Genomic DNA, 26,254 nt, shown 5'->3' with positions numbered 1-26,254 from the left:
CCTGACCGTCGCCTGATCCTTGCCGGCAACTGCCCGCGTCCTTCGGCGAGGACGCCGGCAGGCTAGCCTGCACTCACTTCGCGATTGTCTTGGTTGTCTTGGTTGTCGCGGCTACTTTTTCTGCCGGTCATCCCTGCGGGATCGGATGGCGTGGAGGACCTTCACATTCCTTGACGCTTGATTCGTTCCGGGGTAGGCAGCCCGCTCCTGGAGATCCGCGCGGCCGCGGAGCCGGTAGCTGCCCGTTTTGTGAGCAGTCCGATGGGGTCCGCGTGCCAGCGCCGTTTGCGGAGCTTGTCGACAGTGTTATCCACACAAAGTGTGGATAACACGGGAAGGCAAAAAACGAGAATGCGCGAAATCTTAAGGGCTTGTCAAGCCCGGCACGCGAGCTTCATCGCCAAATTTCCGCCGGCATAGGCGGCGTGGATCTCGTGGGGGCCGGCAGGCACGTCGAACGGGCGGGTGAGCGTGCCGGTGGTGACCACGGTGCCCTTGCGCAGCGTGATGCCGCGTTCGGCCGCATGTGCCAGCAAAGACCCCAGGGCCTCCAGGGGATAGATGGCGTCGTCGCCGGCAAGCGGCAGCGCGCAGACCTGGCCGACGAGCGCGACGCTGGCGCTGGCACGCACCTCTTCCATGCTCGCCGCGTCGATCTGCGGGCCGAGCACCAGCGCGTGGAAACCCACGTTGTCGCCGGCAAAGGCAGGCATGCCGACCGCGGTGCGGTCTTCGTAGCGCGACAGCACAACCTCGAAGGCGACCTGGGCGTGCCCAATCAGCGCCGCGAGTTCCGCCGGCGCGAGGGCGTCCCGTACCGGCGCCACGTCGCGCGCGAGCTGCACCGCGATCTCGAATTCGATGGTGACCACCGCGCCCGCCGGCACCGTGACCGTATCGCCCGCGGCAAGGCAGCGCGAGGCGCCGACCTGGCCTACCAGGGGGCGCGCCAGATTGGCGCGGCGCATGGCGTTGGCGCTGCCCACGCCGAGCTTCCAGCCAGCCACCGGGTCGCCGAGCGCCGCGATAAAGCTGTCCTGCACGTCATAGCCGCTGGCCAGCGTGGCGGGCTTGGCGTCGGCGGGCAGGTCGCGGAACTGTACGCCGCGCCGGCAGGCGTCGGCCAGCAGTGCTGCCGCGGTGCCGGGATTGAAGTTTGCGCTCACAGGGTTTTCCTATCGTTGGTGTCGTGAATGCGAAGCCACGCGCGCAAGATCCGGCTGCGCGCGGCCGGGCCGACAGCATAACCGGTCGGCGGGCCGGCGGGCTGCGCTCAGACGCGATGCCGCTCCGGGGTGCGCCCCACGATCGACGCGCCCGCGATCAGTTCCTTGAGCAGTGCCTGCGAGGCCAGCCCGCTGGTGCGGTAGGGATCGAGCTCGCCGTGCGCCGAGTACTTCAGGATGGTGGCCATGTTGACCTTGCCGGTATTGACCAGGCCCATTGCCCAGCCGGCGAATTCGCGCTCGAGGATTTCTTCATAGTGCAGCAGCACCACGTCTTCGTGGCGCGCATCGCGGACGATCTGCTGGTACAGGCGCGAGACTTCGGTACGGCCGCCCTCGAGCGCCTGCATGAAGATGCCGTTGCCATGGCACAGCACGCCCGTGATGCCGTGCCTCGGGTTGTTCGCGATGCTGGTCGCGATGATGTCGTCGACCAGCGCGGGATCGGCCGGCTTGCATGCGCGGCTGGCATAGAGCAGGCGTACGAGCATGTTGTCTCCAGTGGGGATCTGCGGTGTTTGTGCGTGCGTGCGTGCGTGTGTTTGTGTGTGGCGCCGTGCGCGCCTATTCCCGGTGCCGGTTGAGCAAGGTCAGGAATTCGCGGCGCAGGCTGTCGTCCTTCAGGAAGGAGCCGCGCATCACGCTGTTGGTCATCTTGGCGTCGGTATCACGCACGCCGCGCCAGTGCATGCAGAAGTGCTCGGCCTCCATGACAATGGCCAGCCCGTCCGGGCTCATCTTTTCCTGCAGCAGGTCCGCTACCTGGGTCACCGCCTCTTCCTGGATCTGCGGGCGGCACATGATCCATTCGGCCAGGCGCGCGTACTTGGACAAGCCGATCAGGTTCGAATGCTGGTTGGGCATCACGCCTACCCACAGCTTGCCGATGATCGGGCACAGGTGGTGCGAACATGCGCTGCGCACGCGCAGCGGGCCGACGATCATCAGTTCGTTGATGCGCTCCGCGTTGGGGAACTCGGTGACATTGGGCGGGCTGACATAGCGCCCCGCAAAGATCTCCTTCAGGTACATCTTGGCCACGCGGCGCGCGGTCTCGCGCGTGTTGTGGTCGCGCTCGATGTCGATCACCAGGCTGCGCAGCACGTCTTCCATGCGCGCCTGCACTTCATCGAGCAGTTCGTCGAGTTCGCCCGGCTGGACGTAGGCAGAAATATTGTCGTTGGCATGAAAACGCTCATGCGCTGCCTGCAGGCGCGACCGGATGCGGGACGACGCACTGCCCGCCGCTTCGTCGAGTTGCGCAGGGGATGCGTGGTGATCGGATTCCATATCGTGCGTTTCGTGATCGAGGAGAAAGGGTTGGCGCAAGCCCTGCCGGCATGTGGCGGCCGCCGCGCAGACTGGCTTGCGGTCCGGACAGAACGATATCCTACGCCGATCTGCGTGCCGGGGTGCGTTGCACGCAACAGAGACGGCAGCGGAGGGGGTGGCGGGGCGAAGACAGGCAGGCGCGTGTCCCCGCGCCTGCCCGCGCAGGACCGGCTACAGCGCGGCCTGCATCACGGTGGCGGGCGCGGGACCGGCCTCGCGCAGCGAAATCGCGTCCTGCAGCTCGGGCGGCATGCAGGCGCGCTCGACCTGCTCGAAGCCGAGCCGCGCGAAGTAGGCGGCCGCGGTGGTGGTCTGCAGCACCACTGACTGGGCACCGCGCGTGCGTGCCTCGGCCAGCATGGCGGCCACCAGCAGTTCGCCGAGCCCGGCCGAACGTGCGCGCTGGGCCACCGCCACGGAGCGAAGTACCGCGACGTGCCCATAGTTCTCCACGCCGGCGCAGCCAAGCAGGCCTGCGTTGTCGCGCACCACGAGGAAATTGCCGATATGACAGGCGACGCCCTCCAGCGGCAAGGCGCAAGCCCGCAGCAGATCTTCTACTTCCTCGCGGTCCTTTTCGGTTGCATTGTGCGGGCGCATCGTGCCCTCCTGTACTTCGGGCTGTTATCCCTATCTTAAGTTCAGACGGCTTCCATCGTGCCTAGGGAAACTTCTTAAGTAGATTCGCGTATCGCGTTCTCCGCACCTCTGCGTGGCGGATCGGCTGTTGCGAACTATCGCTGCCGACCCTCGATAGCGATGGCGTCGATGGCGTTGACGGTGTTGATGACGGGACGCTGGCCCGCGGGGCCGGGTGCGGTCCGGCTGGCCCGAAATCCGCTAACATTCCTTGCTGGCGGGATGTTTCGCGCGCGCCCGGCGCGCCGGTGCCTGCCACGGAACTTGTTCCGGTCCCCGGGAGCGACTTGCCATGGCGTCACCATCCCCTTCGCTGATGCGCGCGCGCAGCGCGGGCATCCTGAAGACCGACGAACTCGGCAAGCGGACGGCCCGCTCGCCCGACTACGCAGCGGAGTGCGTGGCGCTGCGCCGCCTGGCGCGCGCGCTGGTGTCGTCCGACCTGGCGCTGCTGCAATCGCTGGCCGATTCCGCGCTACAGCTTTGCGGCGCGGGCAGCGCCGGCATCTGCCTGCCGGAGCCCGGCAACGACGGCACGCCGGCATTGCGCTGGATCGCTACCGCGGGGCTCAGCGCCGCGCAGGTCGGCCATGTGGTGTCGTGCGACGCGAGCCCGTCCGGCGTGACGCTGGAACTGGGCAGCCCGCAATTGCTGGCCTATCCGCAACGGCATTTTTCCTGCTTGCCGGCCACCGTGCCGGAGGCGGTCGAAGAACTGGTCGTGCCGGTTCCCGGCGATGGCGGACCCTGGGGCACCATCTGGGTCGCGACGCACGAGCCGGGACGCTGGTTCGACGAGGAAGACTGCCGCCTGCTCGAGAGCCTGGCCAGCTTCGCCGGCGCGGTGCTCAACATGTCACGCAGCAAGGACGCAGCCATCGCCGAAGCGGCGCAGGCCAAGGCCGCGCGCGCGGCGCTGCAGTTGTCGGATACGCGCAAGGATGAATTCCTCGCCATGCTCGGGCACGAACTGCGCAACCCGATCGCCGCCATCGACAGCGCGATCAAGGTCAGCCGCCGGCTCGCGACGGCGCAGCAGTCCACCTCGGGCATGCTCGATATCGCCGAGCGCCAGATGCGCCAGCTCAAGCGGCTGACCGACGATCTGCTCGATGCCTCGCGCATCAAGCAGGGCAAGGTGCCGATCGTGCGCACCCACGCCAATATGCAGGACATCGTGGCGGATGCCCTGGCCGCGGTGGCGTCGGACATCGAATGGCACGGCAACGTGCTGACCACCTCGCTGCCCGACGCGCCGGTGACAGTGTATGCCGACGCGGCAAGGCTCACGCAGGTGTTGACCAACCTGCTGTCCAACGCGATCAAGTACACGCCGCGCGGCGGCACCATGGACCTGTCGCTGCAGGTCGAGCCGTCGCCGATGGGGGAAGCGGATGCGAACGACGAGGATGCCGGCCCGTACGACGTGCTGGTGATCACGGTCAAGGACAACGGCGTGGGTATCGATCCCGCCTTCCTGCCCAATGTGCTCGACATGTTCAGCCAGTATGCGGCCAATGCGCATGGGGGTGGCCTGGGCGTGGGGCTGGCTATCGTCAAGCGCATGGTGGAGTTGCACAACGGAACGGTCACGGTGCGCAGTGATGGCAGGGGTCTCGGTACCGAGGTGCAGGCGCGCCTGCCGGTGGTGTGCGCCGGACTGGCCGAGGTGGCCGCGCAGACCACCGGCAAGCTCGCCCCGATGCGCATCCTGCTGGTCGACGACAATGCCGAGGGCCTGCGCGCGCTCGGCATGTTGCTCGAACTCGACGGCCACGAAGTCAGGCTGGCCGTCAGCGGCGAGGACGCGCTGGAGATCGCCGCGGACTTCACGCCGGATGTCGCGCTGATCGACATTGGCCTGCCCGGCATCGACGGCTTCGAACTGGCCCGGCACCTGCGCCAGCTGCCGTCCTTCGCGGGCACCCGCCTGGTTGCGCTGAGCGGCTACGCGTCCACGGCCGACAGGGAACGCGGCGCGGCGGCCGGGTTCGACTTCCACCTGGCCAAGCCGCTGGCGCTGGAGGCCCTGGCGCAGGTCCTGGCGCGCAGCTGAGGCGTGCGTGCCGGATGCGGCCGGATGCGTGCTGGTGTGCGCGCAACGGCGGCATGTAGGAGGCCGTCTGGCCCGAATCAGCCATCGCCCTACGCCAGTGTCGTTGCGGCCACTCCATACTGGATGGAACGACAACACCACATGCTGCCGATGCTTGTTTTCCTCATGCTCACCCTGGCAGCGCTCGGGGTCATCGCCATCGTCATCTATCTGACGAAATAATCCAGCCAAGGCCCTGGGGTATTCCATCGATCGCGCAAAACCCGAGCAAAAACGCTTGCCCTGCCGCGCCCCGGCAGGCTAAGCTTCGGCCTGCATTGTATGCAAAAGATGAACACAAAATAAATCTGAAATCATTCAGGAGACAAGCGCGATGGATCTGGCGCAACAGTACATTCCCAATCTGCTCAATGGCCTCGAATGGTCCGGCTGCGCGCTGGCGATGAGCGGCTCCCTGCTGGTTGCCTTGCATAACAAGGCGTCGCGCTGGGGCTGGATCGCCTATCTCTGTTCCAACCTGGTATGGAGCGTATTCGCGCTGGTGACCGGCACCTATGGCCTGTTCGTCCAGCAGCTGGGCTTTACCGCGACCAGCATCTATGGCTTGTATCGCCACACGAAGTTTCATCGGGAGCAGGAACGCGCGCACACGCAGGCGCACCCGGCCTGAGTACTTGCTGCCGGGCAGTGCCGCGGAACGCGGCGCTGCTTCTCACCACAGCAGGCTGGCGATCGCGGGCGCCAGCGCCACCGGCATCACCAGGGCACCGAGACGCAGGAACTGCAGCGCGCCCACTTCGTGGCCCTCGCGCCGCAAGGCGGTCAGCCATAGCAAGGTGGCCAGCGAGCCGGTGACCGAGAGGTTGGGCCCCAGGTCGATGCCGATCAGCACGGCGCTGGTGAGATCGGTGGAGGCGTGTCCCGCCGCGAGCACGGACGAGGCAATGAGCCCGGCCGGCAAGTTGTTGACTACGTTCGATGCCAGCGCCACCACGGCGCCGGGCAGCCACAGCCCGGTCGTGGCCGCATGGCGGATGAGCGCCTGCATCTCCGATGCCAGCCGGCCGATGACGCCGGTCTGCTCGAGCCCCGCCACCAGCACGAACAGGCCCGCCACCATTGGCAGCACGCCCCACGAAATCTCGCGCAGCGCCGGCAGGCACAGGCCCGGCCGGCGCGCGCACACCAGCACCAGCGTGGCCAGGCCGGCCAGGAAGGTCGGCCAACCGAGTTCGGCGCCCAGCAGCGAGGCGGCCAGCAGTACCACACCCATCACCACGATCCCGGCGGCGGTGAGCCGGGCCTCGGGCGAAAGCGGCGGCACCGGCACGTCGGCCGCGATGCGCTCGTCGAGCGCGTGGCGCTGCGTCCAGTACAGGGCGGCGAAGGTGGCGGCGATCGCCAGCGCCGAAGGCAGCGCGAAGCGCGCCAGCCAGCCCAGCAACGTGGGCATGCGCTCGCCGAAGACGACCAGGTTGGCCGGGTTCGAGATCGGCAACACGAAGCTGGCGGCATTGGCGATAAAGGCGCAGATGTAGAGGTAGGGCAGCGGATGCCTGACCCTGGCGGCGCGTGTCGCGGCCAGCACGGCGGGCGTGAGCACCACCGCGGTGGCGTCGTTCGACATGAACACCGTGACCAGCGTGCCGATGCCATAGACCAGCACGAACAGGCGCCGCGCCGAACCCTTCGCCCGGCGCACCGCCACCGCCGCCAGGTGGTCGAACAGTCCGGTCTTGCGGGCCAGTTCGGCGGCCAGCATCATGCCGCCGAGAAACAGGTAGACGTCGTAGCCGCGCGCCACGGCGGCCAGCGCATCAGGCAGGGCCAGCAGCCCCGTCATGCACAGCAGCAGCGCGCCGGCCACGGCCCAGACGGCCTCGGGCAAGCGGAACGGCCGCGTGATGACGCCGACGGTGGCGGCCGCCGCAACCGCCCAGATCAGGAGGCCATTGTAGGGAGACAGGCTGGTCGGCAGCATCGTATGGGCGGCAGTTCGTGTCGTGGGTGTCGTGGCGCCGCGCCAGGGCGCGGCGGATTCGGCGGCGTCAGCTGCGGGTGCCCGCGGTGTTCAGGTACTCAGGCGCCCGGGTGCTCAGGCGCTCAGGTGCTCGACTGTGGCGCGCGGGGCACGATGGCCGATGGCGGTGCCACGGGCGCGGCAGTGCGCAGCGGGTCGGACGGCGCCGCGGGGCCAGCCGGGCCATCCTGTGCCGGGCTGGCGGCAGGCTCCTGCTCGGGCGCCGGCGCCGGGAAACCCAGCGAGGCGATACCGTGGCCGCCGTCGGCGTATTCCGGATAGATCCAGTCGTCGCCGCTGCGCACGAGGTTCGCGGGCGCGGCGAATTCCTCCTCGGGCTGGCCCGCGAGGCGGCCCTCCATGTACGCGGCCCAGATCGGCAGTGCCGTGGTCGCGCCGAATTCGTGGCGGCCCAGCGTGCGGTTGTCGTCGAAGCCCATCCAGGCCACGGTGACGATGCCCGATGCGTAGCCGGCGAACCAGCCGTCCACCGAGTCGTTGGTGGTGCCGGTCTTGCCGGCCACGTCCGCGCGCCGCAGGTAGTGCTGCAGCCCGGCCCCGGTGCCGCTGGTCACCACGCTGCGCAGCAGGTTGTTCATGACGTAGGCATTGCGCTCCGGAATCACGCGGCGCGGCTGCGGCTCGCTGGCCGCGGTGAACAGGACGTTGCCCTCGGCGTCGGCGATGCGCTCGATCAGGTAGGGCTCGGTGCGGTAGCCTTCGCTGGCGAACACGCCATATGCGGCGGCCAGCCGCAGCGGGGTGGTGGTGCCGGTGCCCAGCGCCATCGGCAGGTAGTGCGGCAGGCGTTGCTCGGCGAAGCCGAACTTGCCCGCGTAGTCCACCGCATAGGGAATGCCGATGGCCTGCAGCGTACGGATGGCAGGCAGGTTGCGCGACTCGGCCAGCGCCTGGCGCACGCTCACGGCGCCCAGGAAGCGGCCGTCGTCGTTGCCCGGCTGCCAGCGCGACGAGGCATCGAGCGGCGCGTCGTTGATCATCGTGTTGGAGGACAGGCCGCGTTCGAGCGCGGCGGAATAGATGAACGGCTTGAAGGTCGAGCCGGGTTGCCGCTCGGCCTGGGTGGCATGGTTGAAGCGGCTGGTGCCGAAGTCGGCGCCGCCGATCATGGCTTCGATGGCGCCGCTCTTGCTGTCCAGCGACACCAGCGCGGCCTGCGGCCCCGGCGCGGCGCCATGGCGCCGGCCGTACTGGTCGAGGCCGGCATGCACGGCCTCGTAGGCCAGGCTCTGCCGCACCGAGGATACCGTGGTGTAGACGTTCAGCCCGCGCGTGTAGGCATCTTCGCCGAAGCGCTCGTAGGCCAGCTGGCGCGCCAGCTCGGCGACATACTCGGCGTGGCCGTCGAAGTGGCCGTTGCGCCCGCCTGCCACCTGCAGCGTCTCCTTGCGGGCCGCCTGGTATTGCTCGTGCGTGATCATGCCCAGCGCCTGCATGCGTCCCAGCACGTATTGCTGGCGCAGCTTCGCGCGCTGGAAGTTCACCACCGGATTCATGGTCGAGGGCGCCTTGGGCAGGCCGGCCAGCATGGCCGATTCGGCCAGCGAGAGCGCATCCAGCGGCTTGCCGAAGTACGCCTGCGCGGCGCTGCCGAAGCCGTACGCGTGCTCGCCCAGGTAGACCTGGTTCATGTACAGCTCGAGGATGCGGTCCTTCGACAGCGAGTGGTCGATCTTCCAGGCCAGCAGGATTTCATACCACTTGCGCGAGAGCGTCTTCTCGCGCGACAGGTAGAAATTGCGCGCCACCTGCATGGTGATGGTGGAGGCGCCCTGCGCATAGCCCTCGCCGATATTGGCCAGGGCGGCACGGAAGATGCCGGGGATGTCCACGCCGGCGTGCTCGTAGAACTGGTCGTCCTCGGCCGCGAGCAGGGCATTGGACATCTGGCGCGGCATGCGTTCGAGCGGGACGAATTCCCGGTGCTCGTTGCCGAATTCGCCGATCAGGACGTTGTCGGCGGTGAAGATGCGCAGCGGCAGGTCCGGGCGGTAATCGCGCAGGGCGTCGACGGCGGGGAGTTGGCGCAGGCTCACGACAGCGGCGAACCCGACAAGCAGGATGGAGGCTGCAGCCAGCGCCAAAGTGGCGCTGGCTGCCTTTGCTACGACTCGTTTCATGCGCGCATTCTACCTTGGGGCCAGGGCCGCCACCGCCGACAGGCGATGCACAAGCTCGTCGGCGGGGGCCGCCGCGCCCATGCCGGCTGCTTGCGCCGGGGGTGGCGATGCCACCGGACGCATCTCCGGCGAGCCCACCTGCTGCGCGAATCCGGCCAGCGCGCGCCAGGTCTCGCGTCGCTCGATGATGGTGAAATGGTCGGTGCCCGGCACGGTTTCCTGCGCGACCGGCATGGGCCACGCTGCGATCAGGCGCTCCGAGCATTCATGCGGTACCACCTCGTCGGTCTCCGCCAGCAGCACCTTGGTGCTCTGCACCACCTTCTTGCAGTGCGAGATCGAATCGAAGTGATGGCGCATCAGTTGCCGCAGCGGCACCAGCGGGAAGCGCTTGCGCACGATTTCCAGCAGCGAATCGTAGGGCGTGATCAGTTGCAGGCTTTCGAAGTCCTGCAGGTCCGCCAGCTGGATGGCGATGCCGGTTCCGAGGCTGCGCCCGACCACGTGCACGCGCGTGCCCGGGAACACGCGGCGCACGTGCAGCAGGAACTGGCTCGCATCCGCCACCGCGGAAGCTTCCGACGGGGTGCCGTCCGAGTCGCCCACACCCCGGTAGTCCATGGTGGCAAAGCCTACCCCCGGTGGCAACCATTCCAGGTATTGCATGGTGAGCAGCACGTCCTCCCCGCGCCCGGGCAGGTAAAAGAGCAGGTCACGCACCGGCGGGGCATCGTCCTCGGGCAGCGCCGGCGAGCCGTCGGGCGCCGCCGGGGCGCCATAGACATAGCCGTGCAGCAGGCCGCCGGGCACCTCGTGCGCATAGGTGGTGATCCCGTCGGGCAGGTCGCGCGGCGGGCGGCGGCGGGCGTCGAACAGCAGTCTGTCCTGGTTCAGCGTGAGATAGGTCCAGTAGCAGGTAAAGCTGCCGGCCGTGAACAGGGCAACGGCGAGCGTCTTGCGGGAAAGGGATGACGGCATGCTTGATTCGCAAAAATGTCCGGCGCGGCCTGCGCGCAGCGGGGGAGCCCCGGGGGCATTTCCCGCGGCCACGGCATTCGACCGGGCCAGGCGGCTACAAGTTCTTGTACGATACGCTCCACATCAACGGCGGCCCGTGCGGCCGCGCACGGAGCCAAAGCAACATGAGCGAGCAAAACGATCCGGCCCTGGCCGGCCAGAGACGCGCGGAAGAAGCGCAGGCAATGGAGCGCGTGGTCAGCGCCAGCCGCCAGGTGCAGGTGGCCTTCACCTCGCTGCAAGGGCAGTTTGCGCCGCAGGGCTCGGGCAATCCGTCCAAGATGGCGCTGACGACCTTCGACGCGGCGCTGCAGGCACTCGAAGACGCCCAGGCGGCGTTCGACGAACTGCTGAACGATTTGCTCGACGGCAAGCGCTAGAAGCCGTCCGCCGCTCGGTTCGCCGCTCGGTGCGCCGCTCAGTTCGCAGGGTAGGCGGCCACCTCGATCAGGTTGCCATCCGGGTCCCGGCAATAGACCGAGGTCATCGGGCCAAGCGCGCCGGTGCGGGCAGCCGGCCCCGCCTCGATCGGCACGCGGTGCGCCAGCCAGTGCGCGATCACGCTCTCCAGCGAATTGCGCGTGATGAAGCAGAGGTCGTCGCTGCCTGGGGTGGGATGCACGCCGGTGAACCACGCCACGGTGTCGGTGCCGATCGGGCGCAGGTTGATTTTCTGCTGCCCGAAGCGCACCGAGACCCGCTTGCCGGTGCGCGAATCGAAATCCTCTCGCGTCATGCCCAGCACGCTTTCGTACCACGCGGCGCTGGTCTCGACGTCCTTCACATTGAGGACGATATGGTCGAAGCGGTCAATCACGATGCTCATCTTGCACCTTTCGGAAATGGAAATGCCGGAGGGGGTGACGCTGGTATGAAGGAAGGGGTGGGCCGGGAATGCATGTACTTTACACCCGACTTCGGACGTATGCCCGCGCGCCGCGCGCCCTGCTTGTGATAAGGTTTCGCGGCAAGGTCGCCATGCCGCCCCGACATCCGCGCATAGAGACGGCCTGACCCGGACCGACCGGGATCCATAACAGGAGACCAGCCGTCATGAGCAGCCCGCTTGCCCGCCACGCCGCGGCGTCGCCCGACGACCCGGAGCGCGGCTCCCTGATCGCCCGCGCGCACGCGCGTTCCGCCGCCTTCGGGCTCGAAGTCGCCCACGGGGCCGATTTCCACCCCTTGCCAAAGCACGCGCTGCACGAACTGGTCGACGCCAGCCAGGCGCTTTACCGGCATGCGCTGCCGGTGATGGAAACCCTGCACGCGCAGATCGCCGGCACCGAAAGCATGGTGCTGCTTACCGACAGTGGCGGCGTGATCCTGCACAGCCTGGGCGACGGCGATTTCGCCGACCAGGCCCGGCGCGTGGCGCTGGCGCCGGGCGTGTCGTGGGCGGAGTCCAGCAAGGGCACCAACGCGATCGGCACCACGCTGGCCGAGGCGCGCGCCACGGTGGTCCATGCCGATGAGCACTTCCTGCGTGCCAACCGTCTGCTGACCTGCTCGTGCGCCCCGATCGCCGGTCCGTTCGGCCAGGTCCTCGGCGCGCTCGATGTCAGCGGCGATCACCGCGGCTTTCACAAGCACACCCTGGCGCTGGTGCGCATGTCGGCGCAGATGATCGAGAACCACCTGTTCGCCACGCATTTCAGCGATGGCGTGCTGGTGCGCTTTCATGCGCGCCCGGAATTCGTCGGCACGCTGTTCGAAGGCATGGCCGCGTTTGCGCCCGACGGTACCTTTCTCGCCGCCAACCGCAGCGGCCTGTTCCAGCTGGGGCTTTCGCCCGACACGCTGGACCGCCAGGGTTTCGCCGACCTGTTCGGCATGCCGCTGGGCGCCGCGCTGAGGCAGGGCGGCGAGGCCAGCGACCAGTTGCTCACGCTCACGCTGCCGAGTCGCGTTCATGTGTTCGCGCGCACGACGCGGCTCATGCCCGCACGCCGTGCCGCTGCCGCCGCGGCGCCCGCCGCGCCGTGCAGCCAGGCCTCCGCGCTGGCCGCCCTCGACACCGGCGACGCCCGCATGGCAGCCGTGCTGCAGCGGGTGGACAAGGTGCGCGGGCGCGATATCCCGATCCTGGTGCTCGGCCGTACCGGCACCGGCAAGGAGTGGCTGGCGCGCGCCATCCATTGTGCCTCTGCGCGCGGCGACGCACCCTTCGTAGCGGTCAATTGCGCCTCGATCCCCGAGTCGCTGATCGAGGCCGAACTGTTCGGCTACGAAGACGGCGCTTTCACCGGCGCGCGGCGGCGCGGCAGTCCCGGCAAGCTGGTCCAGGCGCATGGCGGCACCCTGTTCCTCGACGAGATCGGCGACATGCCGCTGGCGCAGCAGGTGCGCCTGATGCGCGTGCTGCAGGAGCGTGCCGTGACGCCGCTCGGCGCCACGCGCGCGATTCCCGTGGACCTGCGCATCATCTGCGCCACCCACCGCGACCTGCGCGCGATGATCGCCGCCGGCACCTTCCGCGAAGACCTGTACTACCGCATCAACGCACTCGCCGTCACGCTGCCCGCCCTGCGCGAGCGTACCGACCTGCCGGCGCTGGTGGAGCGCATCCTGGCGCAGCAGCTCGCGCCGCCGGAGCAGGGCGGCGGCCCGCATGCGCTGCGCGTGTCTGCCGAAGTGCTGGAACGCTTCCAGCGGCATGCCTGGCCCGGCAACCTGCGCCAGATGGTCAATGTGCTGCGCACCGCGGCGATCATGGCCGAAGGCGAGGACGTGATCGGGGTGGCGCACCTGCCGGAGGATTTCTTCGACGAACTGGCTGCGCCCGGCCCTGCCCGTGAAGCCGCGCCATGCGCCGCGTCCGCGGCGGCGTGCGATTCACCCGAGCCCTTGCGGGATGTCGAGGCGGGCCTGATCCGCCAGGCGCTGGCGCGGCATGCGGGCAATGTCAGCCTGGCTGCGCGGGAACTGGGCGTTTCCAGGAATACCATCTACAGGCGATTGAAGAAGCGCGACTGAAGGCCGGAGGCCGACGCGCTTCCTGGCGCGGGCGCCAATGAAAAAGAGGCTGCCTTGCCGCGCCATGCGGGCGCAACGAAGCAGCCTTCTGTCCTTGCGTGTGCGCAGTCAGCGAGCGGCTTTCTCCAGTCGCGCCGCCTCCTCGTCGCTGAACAGCTCCGAGCGCGTCAGGAAGCGCAAGCCGGTCGGCCCCTCCAGCGAGAACATGCCGCCCGTGCCGGGCACCACGTCGATCACCAGTCGCGTGTGCTGCCAGTACTCGAATTGCGCGCGGGTCATGTAGAAGGGCATGCCGCCGATCTCGCCCAGGCAGACATCGGCATCGCCGATGATCAGCTCGCCGGCCGGATAGCACATCGGCGCGCTGCCGTCGCAGCAGCCGCCGGACTGGTGGAACATCAGCTCGCCATGCTGCCCGCGCAGGCGCTCGATCAGCGCCTGCGCGGCAGGCGTGGCGATCACGCGTTGCACGGCGCCGGCAGGAATGGTGGTGTCGGACATCGGGGGCGCTCCTTGCCTGGTCAGGCTGCGGAAAAGTCCATCACCACCCGGCCTTCGATGTCGCCGGAGCGCATGCGCGCGAAGATATCGTTGATCTGCTCCAGCGGCGCGGTGGAAACCGTGGCCTTGACCGCGCCGTGCGCGGCGAAGTCCAGCGATTCCTGCAGGTCGCTGCGGGTGCCGACGATGGAGCCGCGGATGGTGATGCCCCTGAGCACCACGTCGAAGATCGGCGTGGGGAAGTCGCCCGGCGGCAAGCCGTTGAGCGCGATGGTGCCGCCGCGCCGCACCATGCCGATGGCCTGGCCGAACGCCTTGGGCGAGACCGCCGTCACCAGTGCGCCGTGCGCGCCGCCGATTTCCTTCTGCAGGTAGGCCACCGGATCGGTGGTGCGCGCGTTGACGGTGACCTCGGCGCCGAGTTTGCGGGCCAGTTCGAGCTTCTTGTCGTCGATATCCACCGCCGCCACGCGCATGCCCATGGCGCGCGCATACTGCACGGCGACGTGGCCAAGGCCGCCGATGCCGGAGATCACCACCCACTGTCCCGGGCGCGTGTCGGTGACCTTGAGGCCCTTGTAGACCGTCACGCCCGCGCACAGGATCGGCGCGATCTCGACGAAGCCCACGCTGTCGGGCAGCAGGCCCACGTAGTTGGGATCGGCCACCACGTATTCGCCGTAGCCGCCGTTGACGGAGTAGCCGGTGTTCTGCTGCTTCTCGCACAGCGTCTCCCAGCCCTGCAGGCAATGCTCGCAATAGCCGCAGGCGCTGTAGAGCCAGGGCACGCCGACGCGGTCGCCTTCCTTCACGCGCGTCACGCCGGCGCCCACGGCGGAGACATAGCCCACGCCTTCGTGCCCCGGGATGAAGGGCAAGGTGGGTTTGACGGGCCAGTCGCCCTCGGCGGCGTGCAGGTCGGTGTGGCAGACCCCGGAGGCTTCGATCTTGACCTGGATCTGCCCGCGGCCGGGCTCCGGCACGGGGACCTCATCGATCGTGAGCGGGGCGCCGAATTCGCGTACCACGGCGGCTTTCATCATTGCTGTCATGTCGACTCCTGATGCTGATTCCGTTGACAGTTACGCCCGCCGCGCGCGGCCGGGCGTCAGTCCGATCATGCGCGTGCGCGCCGCGGTGCACCAGCGGCGCGCTCGCCCATGTTTGCGCTGGATCAAAAGAAACCGAGAGCGTTCGGGCTGTAGCTCACCAGGAGGTTCTTGGTCTGCTGGTAGTGGTCCAGCATCATGCGGTGGTTCTCCCGCCCGATGCCGGATTGCTTGTAGCCGCCGAAGGCCGCGTGCGCCGGATACGCGTGGTAGCAGTTGGTCCACACACGCCCGGCCTGGATGCCGCGGCCCATGCGGAAGGCACGCGCGCCGTCGCGGCTCCATACGCCGGCGCCGAGGCCGTAGAGCGTATCGTTAGCGATCTCCAGCGCCTCGTCCTCGTCCTTGAAGGTGGTCACCGACACCACCGGGCCGAAGATTTCCTCCTGGAAGATGCGCATCTTGTTGTGGCCGGCGAAGACCGTGGGCTTGACGTAGTAGCCGGTGGACAGGTCGCCGCCCAGCGCATTGCGCTCGCCGCCGATCAGGCATTGCGCGCCTTCCCGCTTGCCCAGGTCGAGGTAGGAGAGGATCTTTTCCAGTTGCTCCTGCGACGCCTGCGCGCCGATCATGGTGGTCTTGTCGAGCGGGTGGCCCTGCTTGATTGCCGCCACGCGCTTGAGCGCGCGTTCCATGAAGCGTTCGTAGATGGATTCCTGGATCAGCGCGCGCGACGGGCAGGTGCAGACCTCGCCCTGGTTCAGCGCGAACATGGCAAAGCCTTCCAGCGCCTTGTCGAAGAAGGCGTCGTCTGCGGCCATCACGTCTTCGAAGAAGATATTGGGCGACTTGCCGCCCAGCTCCAGCGTCACCGGGATGATGTTCTGCGAGGCGTACTGCATGATCAGCCGCCCGGTGGTGGTCTCGCCGGTGAAGGCGATCTTGTTGATGCGCGGGCTGGACGCCAGCGGCTTGCCTGCCTCCAGGCCGAAGCCGTTGACCACGTTGAGCACGCCCGGCGGCAGCAGGTCGCCGATCAGCTCCATCAGCACCAGGATCGAGGCCGGGGTCTGCTCGGCCGGCTTGAGCACCACGCAGTTGCCGGCGGCCAGCGCCGGCGCCAGCTTCCAGGTCGCCATCAGCAGCGGGAAGTTCCACGGAATGATCTGGCCGACCACGCCCAGCGGCTCGTGGAAGTGATAGGCCACGGTGTCGTGGTCGATCTCGGAGATGCCGCCTTCCTGCGCGCGGATGCAGCCGGCGAAGTAGCGGAAGTGATCCACCGCCAGCGGCAGGTCGGCCGCGGTGGTCTCGCGGATCGGCTTGCCGTTGTCGATGGTCTCGGCCACCGCCAGCGTGACGAGGTTGGCCTCGATGCGGTCGGCGATGCGGTTGAGGATATTGGCGCGCTCGGTGGTGGAGGTGCGGCCCCAGGCCGTCTTGGCGCGGTGGGCGGCGTCGAGCGCGGCGTCGATGTCCTTCTGGTTGGAGCGCGGCACGCGCGTGAACGGCTTGCCGGTGACGGGCGTGATCGCCTCGAAATACTGGCCGTCGACCGGGGCCACCCAGGCGCCGCCGATATAGTTCTCGTACTGGTCCTTGTAGGGATTCGCAACGCCCAGCTGGGCGATTTCCGCCATGTCCATGTCTCGCTCCGTTATTTGATTTCGCTTGGTTCCGTGCGATGTCGAAAGGACAGCGCACCGTGCGGCGATGCCGCGCGCACGGCCCCTTATCCGCAAGAGGCATGCCCGGCGAGCGGCGGCGCACGGCGGCGGCGAAAGGCAGGCAAAGACTGGCCGGCGGCCGGCTATGCCAGCCGCAGCCGATGTGTCATGCGCGGCGCAGGTGTGCCAATCTGGAACAGTGTGTGACAGCGTGTGGCAGGGTGACACGCTGCGCGCAGGCCGGCCTTGCTAGCTTCCGCTGGCGTGGATCAGGAATTCGCGCAGCGCGTCGGCCGGCGCATCCAGCTTGCGTCCCGGCTGCCACAGCAGCCCGACCTCCATGTCCGGCACACCGTCGGCAATCGGCCGGGCCTCGATCTGGCGGCCTTCGAGCGACCAGGGCCGGTACACCATGTCGGACAGCACCGTCACGCCGAAGCCGTGCGCCACCAGCCCGCGCAGCGCTTCCATCGAGCTGGTGCGGAAGGCGATCGACGGCGCCAGCCGCTTGCTGCGCCAGTAGCGCAGCGTGGCGCGCTCGCTCTCGTCCACGGTGATCAGGATATAGGGGTGCGCCGCGATATCCTTGAGCGTCAGCCTGGGCAGGGCCAGCAAGGGGTGCGACGGCGAAGCCCACAGCTGGCGCCGCGAGCGGATCAGCGTGTGATGGGCAAAGCGCTGCAGTTTCTCGATGTTGGACAGCAGGCAGATGCCAAGCTCGATGTCGCCGGACAGCACGCCCTGCTCGATGCCGGGGCGGTCCATGTCGTGCAGGTCGAAATCGATATCCGGGTAGTTGGTGCGAAAGCGCGCCAGCAGGCCCGGCAGCAGGTAGCCGAGCACGGTGTACGACGCTGCCAGCCGCACCGTGCCGCTGAGATTGTGCGCCTGGAAGCGCGGCTCGCGCAGGGTGTCCTGCACGGCGTCCAGTATCTCGCGGGCGCGCTGGTGCAGGCGGTGGCCCTCAGGCGTCAGCGTCACCCCGTGGGGCAGGCGGTCGAACAGGCGCACGCCGAGCTGCTGTTCGAGCATCAGCACGGCATTGGTGATGGCCGACTGCGACACATGCTCGGCGGTAGCCGCCATCGAGAACTGGCCGGTTTCGGCCGCCGCCGCGAAGTAGCGGAACTGCCGCAGCGTGATTTCCTTGGCCAGGCGCGGCGCGCTGTCCTGTCCCCCGGTGCGGTCCTTCGGCATGGCATCTCCTTTTCCTGCACGGCTGGTGGCGCCGCTGGTGGTGAAAGTGGCGCTTCGGCTTTGCGTCTCCGGCGCTACGGGTTAACGCTCGCTATCCGATTTTCAGATACCTGCTCTCTGAATTCATGATTTTACGATATCGAGCGGCCTTCCTACACTCAGCGCAGCCCCTGAGAGCACACGGAGACAGCATCGATGAATGCACCCCTATCCCCCGACCTGCAAGCCGCGCTGGCGTCCCTCGATAGCGTTTCGCTGGACGACAAATACACCCTCGAGAAAGGCAGGGTTTACCTGAGCGGCACCCAGGCGCTGGTGCGCTTGCCGATGCTGCAGAAGGCGCGCGACCGCGCCGCCGGCCTCAACACCGCGGGCTTTATCTCCGGCTACCGCGGCTCGCCGCTGGGTGGCGTGGACCAGGCGCTGTGGAAGGCCAAGAAGCACCTGGCCGCCAGCGACGTGGTGTTCCAGCCCGGCGTCAACGAGGACCTGGCCGCCACCGCCGTATGGGGCTCGCAGCAGGTCAACCTGTTCCCCGGCGCCACCCGCGACGGCGTGTTCTCGATGTGGTACGGCAAGGGCCCGGGCGTGGACCGCTCGATCGACGTGCTCAAGCACGCCAACTCGGCTGGCTCGGCCACGCACGGCGGCGTGCTGCTGCTGGCCGGCGACGACCACGCGGCCAAGTCCTCCACCGTGGCGCACCAGTCCGAGCATGTGCTGATGGCTGCCGGCATTCCGGTGCTGTATCCGTCCGACGTGCAGGAATACCTCGACTACGGGCTGCACGGCTGGGCCATGAGCCGCTACTCCGGCCTGTGGGTGTCGATGAAATGCGTGACCGACGTGGTGGAGTCCAACGCCTCGGTGGAGATCGATCCCGAGCGCGTGCAGATCAGGCTGCCGGAAGATTTCGCCATGCCCGAGGGTGGTCTCAATATCCGCTGGCCGGATGCGCCCCTGGTGCAGGAAGCCCGTCTGCTGGACCACAAGTGGTACGCGGCACTGGCCTATGTGCGCGCCAACAAGCTTAACCGCGTGGTGCTGGATTCTCCCAATGCGCGCTTCGGCATCATGACCGCCGGCAAGGCCTACCTCGACGTGCGCCAGGCGCTTGCCGACCTGGGCCTGGACGACGACACCTGCCGCCGCATCGGCATCCGCGTGTTCAAGGTGGGCTGCGTGTGGCCGCTCGACGCGCATGACGCGCGCGAGTTCGCCACCGGGCTGGAAGAAATCCTGGTGGTGGAAGAAAAGCGCCAGATCCTCGAGTACGCGCTCAAGGAAGAACTCTACAACTGGCGCGACGACGTGCGCCCCAAGGTCTACGGCAAGTTCGACGAGCGCGGCAACCACGGTGGCGAATGGTCGGTGCCGCGCGGCAACTGGCTGCTGCCGGCGCACTATGAACTGTCGCCGGCGCTGATCGCCAAGGCCATCGCCACCCGCCTGGAAAAGAGCGACCTGCCGTCCGACGTGCGCGAGCGCATCGCCGCGCGCCTGGCGCTGATCGAAGCCAAGGAGCGCGAGGCCGCGCGCCCGCGCATCGCGGTGGAGCGCAAGCCCTGGTTCTGCTCGGGCTGCCCGCATAACACTTCCACCCGCGTGCCCGAAGGCTCGCGCGCCATGGCCGGCATCGGCTGCCACTACATGACGCTGTGGATGGACCGCAATACCGACACCTTCAGCCAGATGGGCGGCGAAGGCGTGGCGTGGACCGGCCAGATGCACTTCACCGGTGAGAAGCATGTGTTCGTCAACCTCGGCGACGGCACCTACTTCCACTCCGGGCTGCTGGCCGTGCGCGCATCGATCGCGGCCAAGGCCAACATCACCTACAAGATCCTGTTCAACGACGCCGTGGCCATGACCGGCGGCCAGCCCGTCGACGGCGTGCTCACGGTGCCGCAGATCGCCCACCAGGTGCAGGCCGAAGGCGCCAGCAAGATCGTGGTGGTGACCGACGAGCCGGAGAAATACGGCGACGGCGGCATGCTGCCCGGCGGCGTAAGCGTGCACCACCGCGACGCGCTCGACGAAATCCAGCGCCAGCTGCGCGATACCGCCGGCGTCACCGTGCTGATCTACGACCAGACCTGCGCTACCGAAAAGCGCCGCCGCCGCAAGCGCGGCACCTATCCGGATCCGGCCAAGCGCGCCTTTATCAACGATGCGGTCTGCGAAGGCTGCGGCGATTGCTCGGTCAAGTCGAACTGCCTGTCGGTGGAGCCGCTGGAAACGCCGCTCGGCACCAAGCGCAAGATCAACCAGTCCTCCTGCAACAAGGACTTCTCCTGCGTCAACGGCTTCTGCCCGAGCTTCGTCACCGCCGAAGGCGCGCAGGTGAAGAAGCCGGCCGCCGCGGGCGGCAAGGGGGCCGGTGCCGATTTCTCGGCGTTGCCGCTGCCGGCGCTGCCGGCGCTCGAGCGCGCCTACGGCGTGCTGGTGACCGGCGTGGGCGGCACCGGCGTGGTCACCATCGGCGGCCTGCTCGGCATGGCGGCCCACCTCGAAAAGAAGGGCGTGACCGTGCTCGACATGGCCGGCCTGGCGCAGAAGGGCGGCGCCGTGATCAGCCACGTGCAGATCGCGCCGACCCCGTCCGCGCTGCATGCCACCCGCATTGCCATGGGCGAGGCGCGCCTGGTGATCGGCTGCGATGCCATCGTCTCGGCCTCGCCCGAAGTCCTGTCCAAGACCCGGGCGGGCGTGACGGCCGCCGCCATCAACAGCGCCAGCACGCCCACCGCCGAATTCATCCACAACCCGAAGTGGAAGTTCCCCGGCGCCTCGGCCGAGCAGGACCTGCGCGCGAGCGTGGGCGATGCCTGCGCCTTTATCGATGCCAACGCCTGGGCCGTGACCTTGCTGGCCGACTCGATCTACTCCAACCCGCTGCTGCTCGGCTTTGCCTGGCAGAAGGGCTGGATCCCGCTGCAGCGCGAGAGCCTGGTGCGCGCCATCGAGCTCAACGGCGTGTCGGTGGAGAAGAACCTGCTGGCCTTCGACTGGGGCCGCTACCTGGCCCATCACGGCGAAGCCGCGCTCAGCGCGCAGCTCAAGCCCGCGCCGCGCGCGCAGGTGGTGGCGATGCCGGAAACGCTCGACGGCGTGATCCGCCAGCGCGAAGCGATGCTGACGGCCTACCAGAACGCCGCCTATGCGGCCCGCTACAGCACGGTGGTGGAGCGCGTGCGCAACGCGGAGAAGGCGCTCGGCGCCGGCAGCCGCCTGCTGCTCACCGAAGCGGTGGCGCGCAACCTCGCCAAGCTGATGGCCTACAAGGATGAATACGAAGTCGCGCGCCTGTATGCCGACCCGGCCTTCCTCGACAAGCTGCGCACCCAGTTCGAAGGCGAACCCGGCCGCGACTACCAGCTAGGCTTCCACCTCGCGCCGCCGCTGCTGGCAAAGCGCGACGCGCACGGGCACCTGGTCAAGCGCCGTTTCGGGCCCGGCATGCTGAGCGTGTTCCGTCTGCTGGCACGCGCCAAGGGCTTGCGCGGCACCGCCTTCGACGTGTTCGGCAAGACCGCCGAGCGGCGCGCCGAGCGCAAGCTGGTCGCCGACTATATCGGGATGACGGAGGAACTCTGCGCTTCGCTCGACGCCGGGCGCCTGGATACGGCCGTGGCGCTGGCCAGCCTGCCGGACGATATCCGCGGCTTCGGCCACGTCAAGGAAGCCAATATGGAAAAGGTGGCTGCGCGCCAGGCGACGCTGCTGGCGCAATACCGCGAGGCGGGGGCGCGGGTGGCGGCCTGAGCGGTGGCGGGAGGCACAGCGGCCGGCGCATGGTGCGCCGCCGCCATGCCTGTCGCACCATACCGCTTCAATTTTCGGGCTGTCGCAGTCGCGGTACGCGGAGACAAGCTGGCCAAACCTTCAACGCCTCGTCCCCGCTTCCTGCGCGACGCGGCTGACCGAAAGCCCCCTCACCGCGGCTGCAACACAATAATCGCCATCCCCGCGATCGCCACCGCGACCCCGGCAATGTCCCAGGGGCTCGGCCGCACGCCATCCACCAGCCACAGCCAGGCGATCGCCACCGCGATATAGACCCCGCCATAAGCCGCGTAGACCCGCCCCGACGCGTCCGGATGCAGCGACAGCAGCCACGCGAACAGGGCCAGCGACAGCGCGCCGGGCAACAGCACCCAGGCGCCCGCATGCTGGCGCAGCCACAGATACGGCAGGTAGCACCCGAGGATTTCGGCGCAGGCGGTGATCAGGTAGAGGCCGAAGATCTTCATGCCGCCGGTTCCGCCGCCGGCATCGGCGCGGAGGCGGAGGGTGAGGCGCGCGTTTGCTTCGCCCGCTTGCGCGCCGCCGGCTTGCGCTTGCCGCCGCCAAGCTCCCCACCCTGATAAGGCACCCGCCCGGACGGCACCACGGCGGAGGCCAGTTCCACATGGCCCTCCTGGTCGTCGAAGAACATATGCGCGCCGAAGGCCTGCAGCACCTGGTCCTTGGGCAGGCCGCCCAGGAAGAAGGCTTCGTCGATGCTGACGTTCCAGGCGCGCAGGGTGTGCACCACGCGCGTATGGGCGGGGCTGTTGCGCGCGGTCACGATGGCGATCCGCACCGGGCTCTGGCCGGGCTGGAAATGCGCCTGGATCTCGGCCAGGCGCAGCAGCAGCTTGGCGAACGGGCCTTCGGCCATGGCTTTGTGGCGATGGCGCTTTTCGTTCTTGATAAAGGCTTCCAACCCCTTTTGCTTGAAGATCTGCTCGGACTCGGGCGAGAACAGCACGGCGTCGCCGTCGAAGGCGATGCGGATCTGGCCAGCCGGGGCGCGGTAGGCGGAGGGTGCGTCGTACAGCTGCGCGGCCGCCACGCCGCCGTCGATGGCGGCCTGCACGTCGGCGGCTTCGCGCGACAGGAACAGGTCGACCTTGAAGGCCTGCAGGTAGCGCGCGATCGGCTCGCCGCCGGTGAAGGCCGCGCGGGTGATGTCCAGCCCGTGGGTCTCGATGGCGTTGAAGGCGCGCAGCCCGGTGTCGGGCGAGTTGCGCGAGATCACCACCACTTCCACCAGCCGCCGCCCGGGGATCAGGCTGTTGAGTTCGAGCAGGGCCTGCACCAGCGGAAAGGCGGTGCCCTGCGGCAGGGCTTCGTCCTCGTGCTGGCGCTGGTAGGCGGAGTAGGCCGCCACGCCCTGGGATTGATAGATACCGTTCTCGTGCTCGAGGTCGAACAACGCCCGGGACGAGATGCCGATGACGAGTTTGTCGGTGAGATCGTAGGCCATGTGCGCGAGTATAAGGGCGCGCGCACGCAGCGCGTGCGGCAGCCGCCCGCGCTGCATGCCGGTGCCATGGCCAGGCAATCGACGGAGAATCGCAACCTGCAATCGCCGGCCGGCGCCGCCTCCCGGGCGGGCGCGTCTCTTATCCTGCGGCACGTCATTCCGGCATTTCCAGGCAGGGCGGCATGGACATCGCGAAATCGTGTAACTACCGGCATGTTCCACTGCCATCTCGCGGCCTGGCACGTCAATTCGGCAGCTTCTGCGGCACCCCTCTCCCTACAATGAAATCCTGCATGCGAGGTTCCTCCGGGCCCTGTCGGGGGAGGGAGCCTGCGCTGAGGCGATGCGCCGCCGTCGACGCCGTCGCCCGCCACGAAACGACGAATGCCCACGGAGATAGCCATGCACGCCCCGCAACAAGCCGCAGCCACCGATCCCGCCCACGGCGACGACACCGACCACGAGGAAACCCGGGAATGGCTCGATGCCCTGGCTGCCGTGGTCCGCGCCGAGGGCGCGCCGCGCGCGCGCTTCCTGCTGGAGCGGCTGGCCGAGCACGCCAGCCATCTCGGCCTGGGCCACCGCGCGCATCCCTACTCCGCCTACCAGAACACCATCGGCGTGGGCGAGCAGCCGCGCTACCCGGGTGACCTGGCGATGGAACAACGCCTGGGCTCGATCATCCGCTGGAACGCGCTGGCCATGGTGGTGCGCGCCAACAAGGCTTACGGCGAGCTGGGCGGGCACCTGTCGAGCTACGCGTCGGCGGCCGAGATCTTCGAGGTGGGCTTCAATCATTTCTTCCGCGCCGACGATGGCGGGCGCAAGGGCGACCTGGTCTACTTCCAGCCGCACTCCGCCCCGGGCGTCTATGCGCGCGCCTTCCTCGAAGGGCGGCTGTCCGAGGCCCAGCTCGCAAGCTACCGACAGGAGACGGGCGGCGGCGAAGGTGGCGAAGGGGGGCTTTCCTCCTATCCGCATCCCTGGCTGATGCCGGACTTCTGGCAGTTTCCGACCGGCTCGATGGGCATCGGCCCGATCAGCGCGATCTACCAGGCCCGCTTCCTGCGCTACCTCGGCCACCGCGGGATTGCCGACACTGCCGGGCGGCGCGTGTGGGGCGTGTTCGGCGACGGCGAGATGGACGAGCCGGAATCGCTCGCCGCGCTTTCGCTGGCCGCGCGCGAGCAGCTCGACAACCTGACCTTCGTCATCAACTGCAACCTGCAGCGCCTGGACGGCCCGGTGCGCGGCAATGGCCAGGTGATCAACGAGCTGGAGGCGCTGTTCGCCGGCGCCGGCTGGAACGTGGTCAAGGTGGTGTGGGGGTCGGAGTGGGACGCGCTGTTCGCGCGCGATACCAGCCACGCGCTGCTGCGCCGCTTCGCCGCGATGGTGGATGGCGAATACCAGAACCTGGGCGCCAAGGACGGTGACTACAACCTCGCCAACTTCTTCAACCGCGATCCCGAGCTCAAGGCCCTGGCCGCCAGCATGAGCAGCGCCGACATCGACGCGCTGCGCCGCGGCGGGCACGACTTGCGCAAGCTCTACGCGGCCTTCCGCGCCGCGCAGGAACACCGCGGCGCGCCCACCGTCATTCTCGCCAAGACCAAGAAGGGCTTCGGCATGGGCGAGGCCGGCGAATCGCGCATGACCGCGCACCAGCAGAAGAAGCTCGACGTGGACGCGCTGCGCGCCTTCCGCGACCGCTTCAACCTGCCGCTGGACGATGCCGCGGTGGAGGCGCTGCGCTTCTACAAGCCGGCCGAAGACAGTGCCGAGATGGCTTACCTGCATGCGCGCCGCCAGGCGCTCGGCGGCTACCTGCCGGCGCGCGCCCGCACGGCGCACGCGTTGCGCATGCCGGACCTGATGCAATACGGGCGCTTCGCCATGGAGCCGGACGAGCGCGCGGTGTCCACCACCACCGCGGTGGTGCGGCTGTTCACCAACCTGATCAAGGACAAGGAAGTCGGCCCGCGCGTGGTGCCCATCGTCGCCGACGAGGCACGCACCTTCGGCATGGCCAACCTGTTCCGCCAGATCGGCATCTACTCGCCGATGGGTCAGCTCTACGAGCCGGAAGACGCGGGCTCGATGCTGTACTACAAGGAGAGCCAGCAGGGGCAGCTGCTCGAAGAGGGCATCACCGAGGCGGGCGCGCTGGCATCGTGGACGGCGGCGGCCACCTCCTACAGCGTGAACGGCGTGGCCATGCTGCCGTTCTATATCTATTACTCGATGTTCGGCTTCCAGCGCGTCGGCGATCTGATCTGGGCCGCGGCGGACCAGCGCGCGCGCGGCTTCCTGATCGGCGCCACCGCCGGGCGCACCACGCTGGCCGGAGAGGGCCTGCAGCACCAGGATGGCACCAGCCAGCTGATCGCCTCCACGGTGCCGAACTGCCGCGCCTACGACCCTGCCTTCGCCAGCGAGGCCGCGCTCATCATCGATCACGGCGCGCGCCGCATGCTGGAAGACCAGCACGACGAGTTCTATTACCTCACCGTCAACAACGAGAACTACGCGCAGGCGCCGCTGCCGCAAGACGCGCACGACGGCGTCATCAAGGGCATGTACCGCTTCGGTTCGCGCGGCCCGGACAACGCGGCCGCGGCCGTCAGGCTGCTTGGCTCCGGGCCGATCCTGCGGGAGGTCATCGCCGCCGCCGAACTGCTCGCCGGCGACTGGGACATCAAGTCCGAGATCTGGAGCGTGACGAGCTTTTCCGAGCTGGCACGGGACGCCCGCGAATGCGAGCGCAGCAGCCTGTTCGCCAGCGGCGGCGAGACCGAAAGCCACCTGCAGCGATGCCTGCCCGGCGCTACGCCGGTGATTGCCTCGACCGACTATGTGCGCGCCTACGCGCAGCTGATTTCCTCTTATGTGAGTGCGCCCTTTACCGCGCTCGGCACGGATGGCTTCGGGCGCAGCGACACGCGCAGCGCGCTGCGGCGCTTCTTCGAGATCGACCGCTACCACATCGCGATCGCCGCGCTGCGGGCGATCTCCCCGGCGCTGCATGCCGAGGGGCTGGCGCGCTACGGGGCTCGCACGGAGATGGAGCCGCCCTGGGCGCGGTGAGCGGGGGCGTGCAGGGCGGTGCGCCCCGATCGTCGCATAGTGCGATCGCCGCGCGCCGATGGGCTCACGACGCGGGCGGGCGCCGGCCGCATGCG

The 26,254-nt window shown here is 68.4% G+C and carries 20 protein-coding genes; 6 read left to right on the top strand and 14 right to left on the bottom strand.

The genetic code is table 11. The annotated features are described in order from the left end of the window. Positions 1-374 precede the first annotated feature (374 nt). The 4 genes from AC1DK4_RS05750 to arsN2 all read right to left on the bottom strand — a co-directional run bounded on the left by AC1DK4_RS05750 (position 375) and on the right by arsN2 (position 3,158). Positions 375-1,166, bottom strand: a complete 792-nt coding sequence (locus tag AC1DK4_RS05750; protein WP_477131434.1) for a fumarylacetoacetate hydrolase family protein — start codon at positions 1,164-1,166, stop codon at positions 375-377. A gap of 107 nt (positions 1,167-1,273) precedes the next feature. Beyond that, the gene (locus AC1DK4_RS05745) at positions 1,274-1,717 is read right to left on the bottom strand and encodes a BLUF domain-containing protein (protein WP_441614530.1); all 444 of its coding nucleotides are present in this window, start codon (positions 1,715-1,717) and stop codon (positions 1,274-1,276) included. A gap of 73 nt (positions 1,718-1,790) precedes the next feature. After that, complete coding sequence (gene folE / locus AC1DK4_RS05740) at positions 1,791-2,516, bottom strand: GTP cyclohydrolase I (protein WP_441614528.1); 726 nt, start codon at positions 2,514-2,516, stop codon at positions 1,791-1,793. Positions 2,517-2,729: 213 nt separating this feature from the next. Further along, positions 2,730-3,158 (bottom strand): arsenic resistance N-acetyltransferase ArsN2, encoded by a 429-nt coding sequence (gene arsN2 / locus AC1DK4_RS05735; protein ID WP_441614526.1) that lies wholly within the window; start codon positions 3,156-3,158, stop codon positions 2,730-2,732. A gap of 331 nt (positions 3,159-3,489) precedes the next feature. On the opposite strand from arsN2, the gene AC1DK4_RS05730 reads away from it, so the two are divergent. Both AC1DK4_RS05730 and AC1DK4_RS05725 read left to right on the top strand, forming a co-directional pair. Beyond that, on the top strand, positions 3,490-5,253 hold the full coding sequence (locus tag AC1DK4_RS05730; RefSeq protein ID WP_441614524.1) for a hybrid sensor histidine kinase/response regulator: 1,764 nt from the start codon (positions 3,490-3,492) through the stop codon (positions 5,251-5,253). Positions 5,254-5,626: 373 nt separating this feature from the next. Continuing rightward, a complete protein-coding gene (locus AC1DK4_RS05725) occupies positions 5,627-5,923 on the top strand; it encodes a nicotinamide mononucleotide transporter (RefSeq protein ID WP_441614522.1) in 297 nt (98 codons plus the stop codon). Positions 5,924-5,965: 42 nt separating this feature from the next. Here AC1DK4_RS05725 and AC1DK4_RS05720 read toward each other — a convergent pair whose 3' ends face one another. The 3 genes from AC1DK4_RS05720 to AC1DK4_RS05710 all read right to left on the bottom strand — a co-directional run bounded on the left by AC1DK4_RS05720 (position 5,966) and on the right by AC1DK4_RS05710 (position 10,392). Further along, on the bottom strand, positions 5,966-7,234 hold the full coding sequence (locus AC1DK4_RS05720; RefSeq protein ID WP_441614520.1) for an arsenic transporter: 1,269 nt from the start codon (positions 7,232-7,234) through the stop codon (positions 5,966-5,968). Between the two features lie 122 nt (positions 7,235-7,356). Then, the gene (locus tag AC1DK4_RS05715; RefSeq protein ID WP_441614518.1) at positions 7,357-9,414 is read right to left on the bottom strand and encodes a penicillin-binding protein 1A; all 2,058 of its coding nucleotides are present in this window, start codon (positions 9,412-9,414) and stop codon (positions 7,357-7,359) included. 9 nt (positions 9,415-9,423) lie between these two features. Next, positions 9,424-10,392, bottom strand: a complete 969-nt coding sequence (locus tag AC1DK4_RS05710; protein WP_441614516.1) for an alpha/beta hydrolase — start codon at positions 10,390-10,392, stop codon at positions 9,424-9,426. 164 nt (positions 10,393-10,556) lie between these two features. On the opposite strand from AC1DK4_RS05710, the gene AC1DK4_RS05705 reads away from it, so the two are divergent. Beyond that, positions 10,557-10,811 carry a hypothetical protein gene (locus tag AC1DK4_RS05705; protein WP_441614514.1) on the top strand — a complete coding sequence of 85 codons (255 nt, stop codon included), beginning with the start codon at positions 10,557-10,559 and terminating at the stop codon, positions 10,809-10,811. A 38-nt stretch (positions 10,812-10,849) separates the two neighbouring features. Here the strand turns inward: AC1DK4_RS05705 and AC1DK4_RS05700 are convergent, their stop codons facing one another. Continuing rightward, positions 10,850-11,257: a VOC family protein gene (locus AC1DK4_RS05700; protein ID WP_441614512.1), complete on the bottom strand. Its 408-nt coding sequence runs from the start codon at positions 11,255-11,257 to the stop codon at positions 10,850-10,852. 227 nt (positions 11,258-11,484) lie between these two features. Between AC1DK4_RS05700 and AC1DK4_RS05695 the strand changes: the two genes are divergently transcribed. Continuing rightward, positions 11,485-13,407 (top strand): sigma-54-dependent Fis family transcriptional regulator, encoded by a 1,923-nt coding sequence (locus tag AC1DK4_RS05695; RefSeq protein WP_441614510.1) that lies wholly within the window; start codon positions 11,485-11,487, stop codon positions 13,405-13,407. Positions 13,408-13,515: 108 nt separating this feature from the next. Here the strand turns inward: AC1DK4_RS05695 and AC1DK4_RS05690 are convergent, their stop codons facing one another. From AC1DK4_RS05690 to AC1DK4_RS05675, 4 genes are all read right to left on the bottom strand, one after another. Then, positions 13,516-13,908, bottom strand: coding sequence for a DUF779 domain-containing protein (locus AC1DK4_RS05690; protein ID WP_441614508.1), 393 nt, complete (start codon positions 13,906-13,908; stop codon positions 13,516-13,518). Positions 13,909-13,928: 20 nt separating this feature from the next. Continuing rightward, on the bottom strand, positions 13,929-14,960 hold the full coding sequence (gene adhP, locus AC1DK4_RS05685) for an alcohol dehydrogenase AdhP (RefSeq protein WP_441614506.1): 1,032 nt from the start codon (positions 14,958-14,960) through the stop codon (positions 13,929-13,931). 122 nt (positions 14,961-15,082) lie between these two features. Next, on the bottom strand, positions 15,083-16,603 hold the full coding sequence (gene adh, locus AC1DK4_RS05680) for an aldehyde dehydrogenase (protein WP_441614504.1): 1,521 nt from the start codon (positions 16,601-16,603) through the stop codon (positions 15,083-15,085). Between the two features lie 270 nt (positions 16,604-16,873). Then, positions 16,874-17,821 carry a LysR family transcriptional regulator gene (locus AC1DK4_RS05675; RefSeq protein ID WP_441614502.1) on the bottom strand — a complete coding sequence of 316 codons (948 nt, stop codon included), beginning with the start codon at positions 17,819-17,821 and terminating at the stop codon, positions 16,874-16,876. Positions 17,822-18,016: 195 nt separating this feature from the next. Between AC1DK4_RS05675 and AC1DK4_RS05670 the strand changes: the two genes are divergently transcribed. Beyond that, positions 18,017-21,586 (top strand): indolepyruvate ferredoxin oxidoreductase family protein, encoded by a 3,570-nt coding sequence (locus AC1DK4_RS05670; RefSeq protein WP_441614500.1) that lies wholly within the window; start codon positions 18,017-18,019, stop codon positions 21,584-21,586. 170 nt (positions 21,587-21,756) lie between these two features. Here AC1DK4_RS05670 and AC1DK4_RS05665 read toward each other — a convergent pair whose 3' ends face one another. Together AC1DK4_RS05665 and AC1DK4_RS05660 are read right to left on the bottom strand one after the other, a co-directional pair. Further along, on the bottom strand, positions 21,757-22,074 hold the full coding sequence (locus tag AC1DK4_RS05665) for a YnfA family protein (protein ID WP_441614498.1): 318 nt from the start codon (positions 22,072-22,074) through the stop codon (positions 21,757-21,759). Next, the gene (locus AC1DK4_RS05660) at positions 22,071-23,072 is read right to left on the bottom strand and encodes a 5'-nucleotidase (RefSeq protein ID WP_441614496.1); all 1,002 of its coding nucleotides are present in this window, start codon (positions 23,070-23,072) and stop codon (positions 22,071-22,073) included. Before AC1DK4_RS05660 ends, AC1DK4_RS05665 begins: the two co-directional genes overlap by 4 nt. Before the next feature lie 402 nt (positions 23,073-23,474). Between AC1DK4_RS05660 and mdeB the strand changes: the two genes are divergently transcribed. After that, entirely contained in the window at positions 23,475-26,159 is a 2,685-nt protein-coding gene (gene mdeB / locus AC1DK4_RS05655) for an alpha-ketoglutarate dehydrogenase (protein ID WP_441614494.1), read from the top strand. Positions 26,160-26,254: the final 95 nt, after the last annotated feature.

The sequence above is a fragment of the Cupriavidus sp. 05N38 genome (assembly GCF_056397345.1).
The sequence above is the reverse complement of the archived record's forward strand: the minus strand, read 5'-3'. Positions and strand labels throughout refer to the sequence as shown.

Bases quoted from the DNA above. Each gene is read 5' to 3' on its own strand.
- AC1DK4_RS05695 (WP_441614510.1), top strand. From the start codon at position 11,485: ATGAGCAGCCCGCTTGCCCGCCACGCCGCGGCGTCGCCCGACGACCCG.
- AC1DK4_RS05660 (WP_441614496.1), bottom strand. From the start codon at position 23,072: ATGGCCTACGATCTCACCGACAAACTCGTCATCGGCATCTCGTCCCGG.
- AC1DK4_RS05715 (WP_441614518.1), bottom strand. From the start codon at position 9,414: ATGAAACGAGTCGTAGCAAAGGCAGCCAGCGCCACTTTGGCGCTGGCT.
- folE (WP_441614528.1), bottom strand. From the start codon at position 2,516: ATGGAATCCGATCACCACGCATCCCCTGCGCAACTCGACGAAGCGGCG.
- AC1DK4_RS05690 (WP_441614508.1), bottom strand. From the start codon at position 13,908: ATGTCCGACACCACCATTCCTGCCGGCGCCGTGCAACGCGTGATCGCC.
- AC1DK4_RS05720 (WP_441614520.1), bottom strand. From the start codon at position 7,234: ATGCTGCCGACCAGCCTGTCTCCCTACAATGGCCTCCTGATCTGGGCG.
- mdeB (WP_441614494.1), top strand. From the start codon at position 23,475: ATGCACGCCCCGCAACAAGCCGCAGCCACCGATCCCGCCCACGGCGAC.
- AC1DK4_RS05725 (WP_441614522.1), top strand. From the start codon at position 5,627: ATGGATCTGGCGCAACAGTACATTCCCAATCTGCTCAATGGCCTCGAA.
- adhP (WP_441614506.1), bottom strand. From the start codon at position 14,960: ATGACAGCAATGATGAAAGCCGCCGTGGTACGCGAATTCGGCGCCCCG.
- AC1DK4_RS05705 (WP_441614514.1), top strand. From the start codon at position 10,557: ATGAGCGAGCAAAACGATCCGGCCCTGGCCGGCCAGAGACGCGCGGAA.
- AC1DK4_RS05665 (WP_441614498.1), bottom strand. From the start codon at position 22,074: ATGAAGATCTTCGGCCTCTACCTGATCACCGCCTGCGCCGAAATCCTC.
- AC1DK4_RS05670 (WP_441614500.1), top strand. From the start codon at position 18,017: ATGAATGCACCCCTATCCCCCGACCTGCAAGCCGCGCTGGCGTCCCTC.
- AC1DK4_RS05745 (WP_441614530.1), bottom strand. From the start codon at position 1,717: ATGCTCGTACGCCTGCTCTATGCCAGCCGCGCATGCAAGCCGGCCGAT.
- AC1DK4_RS05710 (WP_441614516.1), bottom strand. From the start codon at position 10,392: ATGCCGTCATCCCTTTCCCGCAAGACGCTCGCCGTTGCCCTGTTCACG.
- arsN2 (WP_441614526.1), bottom strand. From the start codon at position 3,158: ATGCGCCCGCACAATGCAACCGAAAAGGACCGCGAGGAAGTAGAAGAT.
- AC1DK4_RS05700 (WP_441614512.1), bottom strand. From the start codon at position 11,257: ATGAGCATCGTGATTGACCGCTTCGACCATATCGTCCTCAATGTGAAG.
- AC1DK4_RS05730 (WP_441614524.1), top strand. From the start codon at position 3,490: ATGGCGTCACCATCCCCTTCGCTGATGCGCGCGCGCAGCGCGGGCATC.
- adh (WP_441614504.1), bottom strand. From the start codon at position 16,603: ATGGACATGGCGGAAATCGCCCAGCTGGGCGTTGCGAATCCCTACAAG.
- AC1DK4_RS05675 (WP_441614502.1), bottom strand. From the start codon at position 17,821: ATGCCGAAGGACCGCACCGGGGGACAGGACAGCGCGCCGCGCCTGGCC.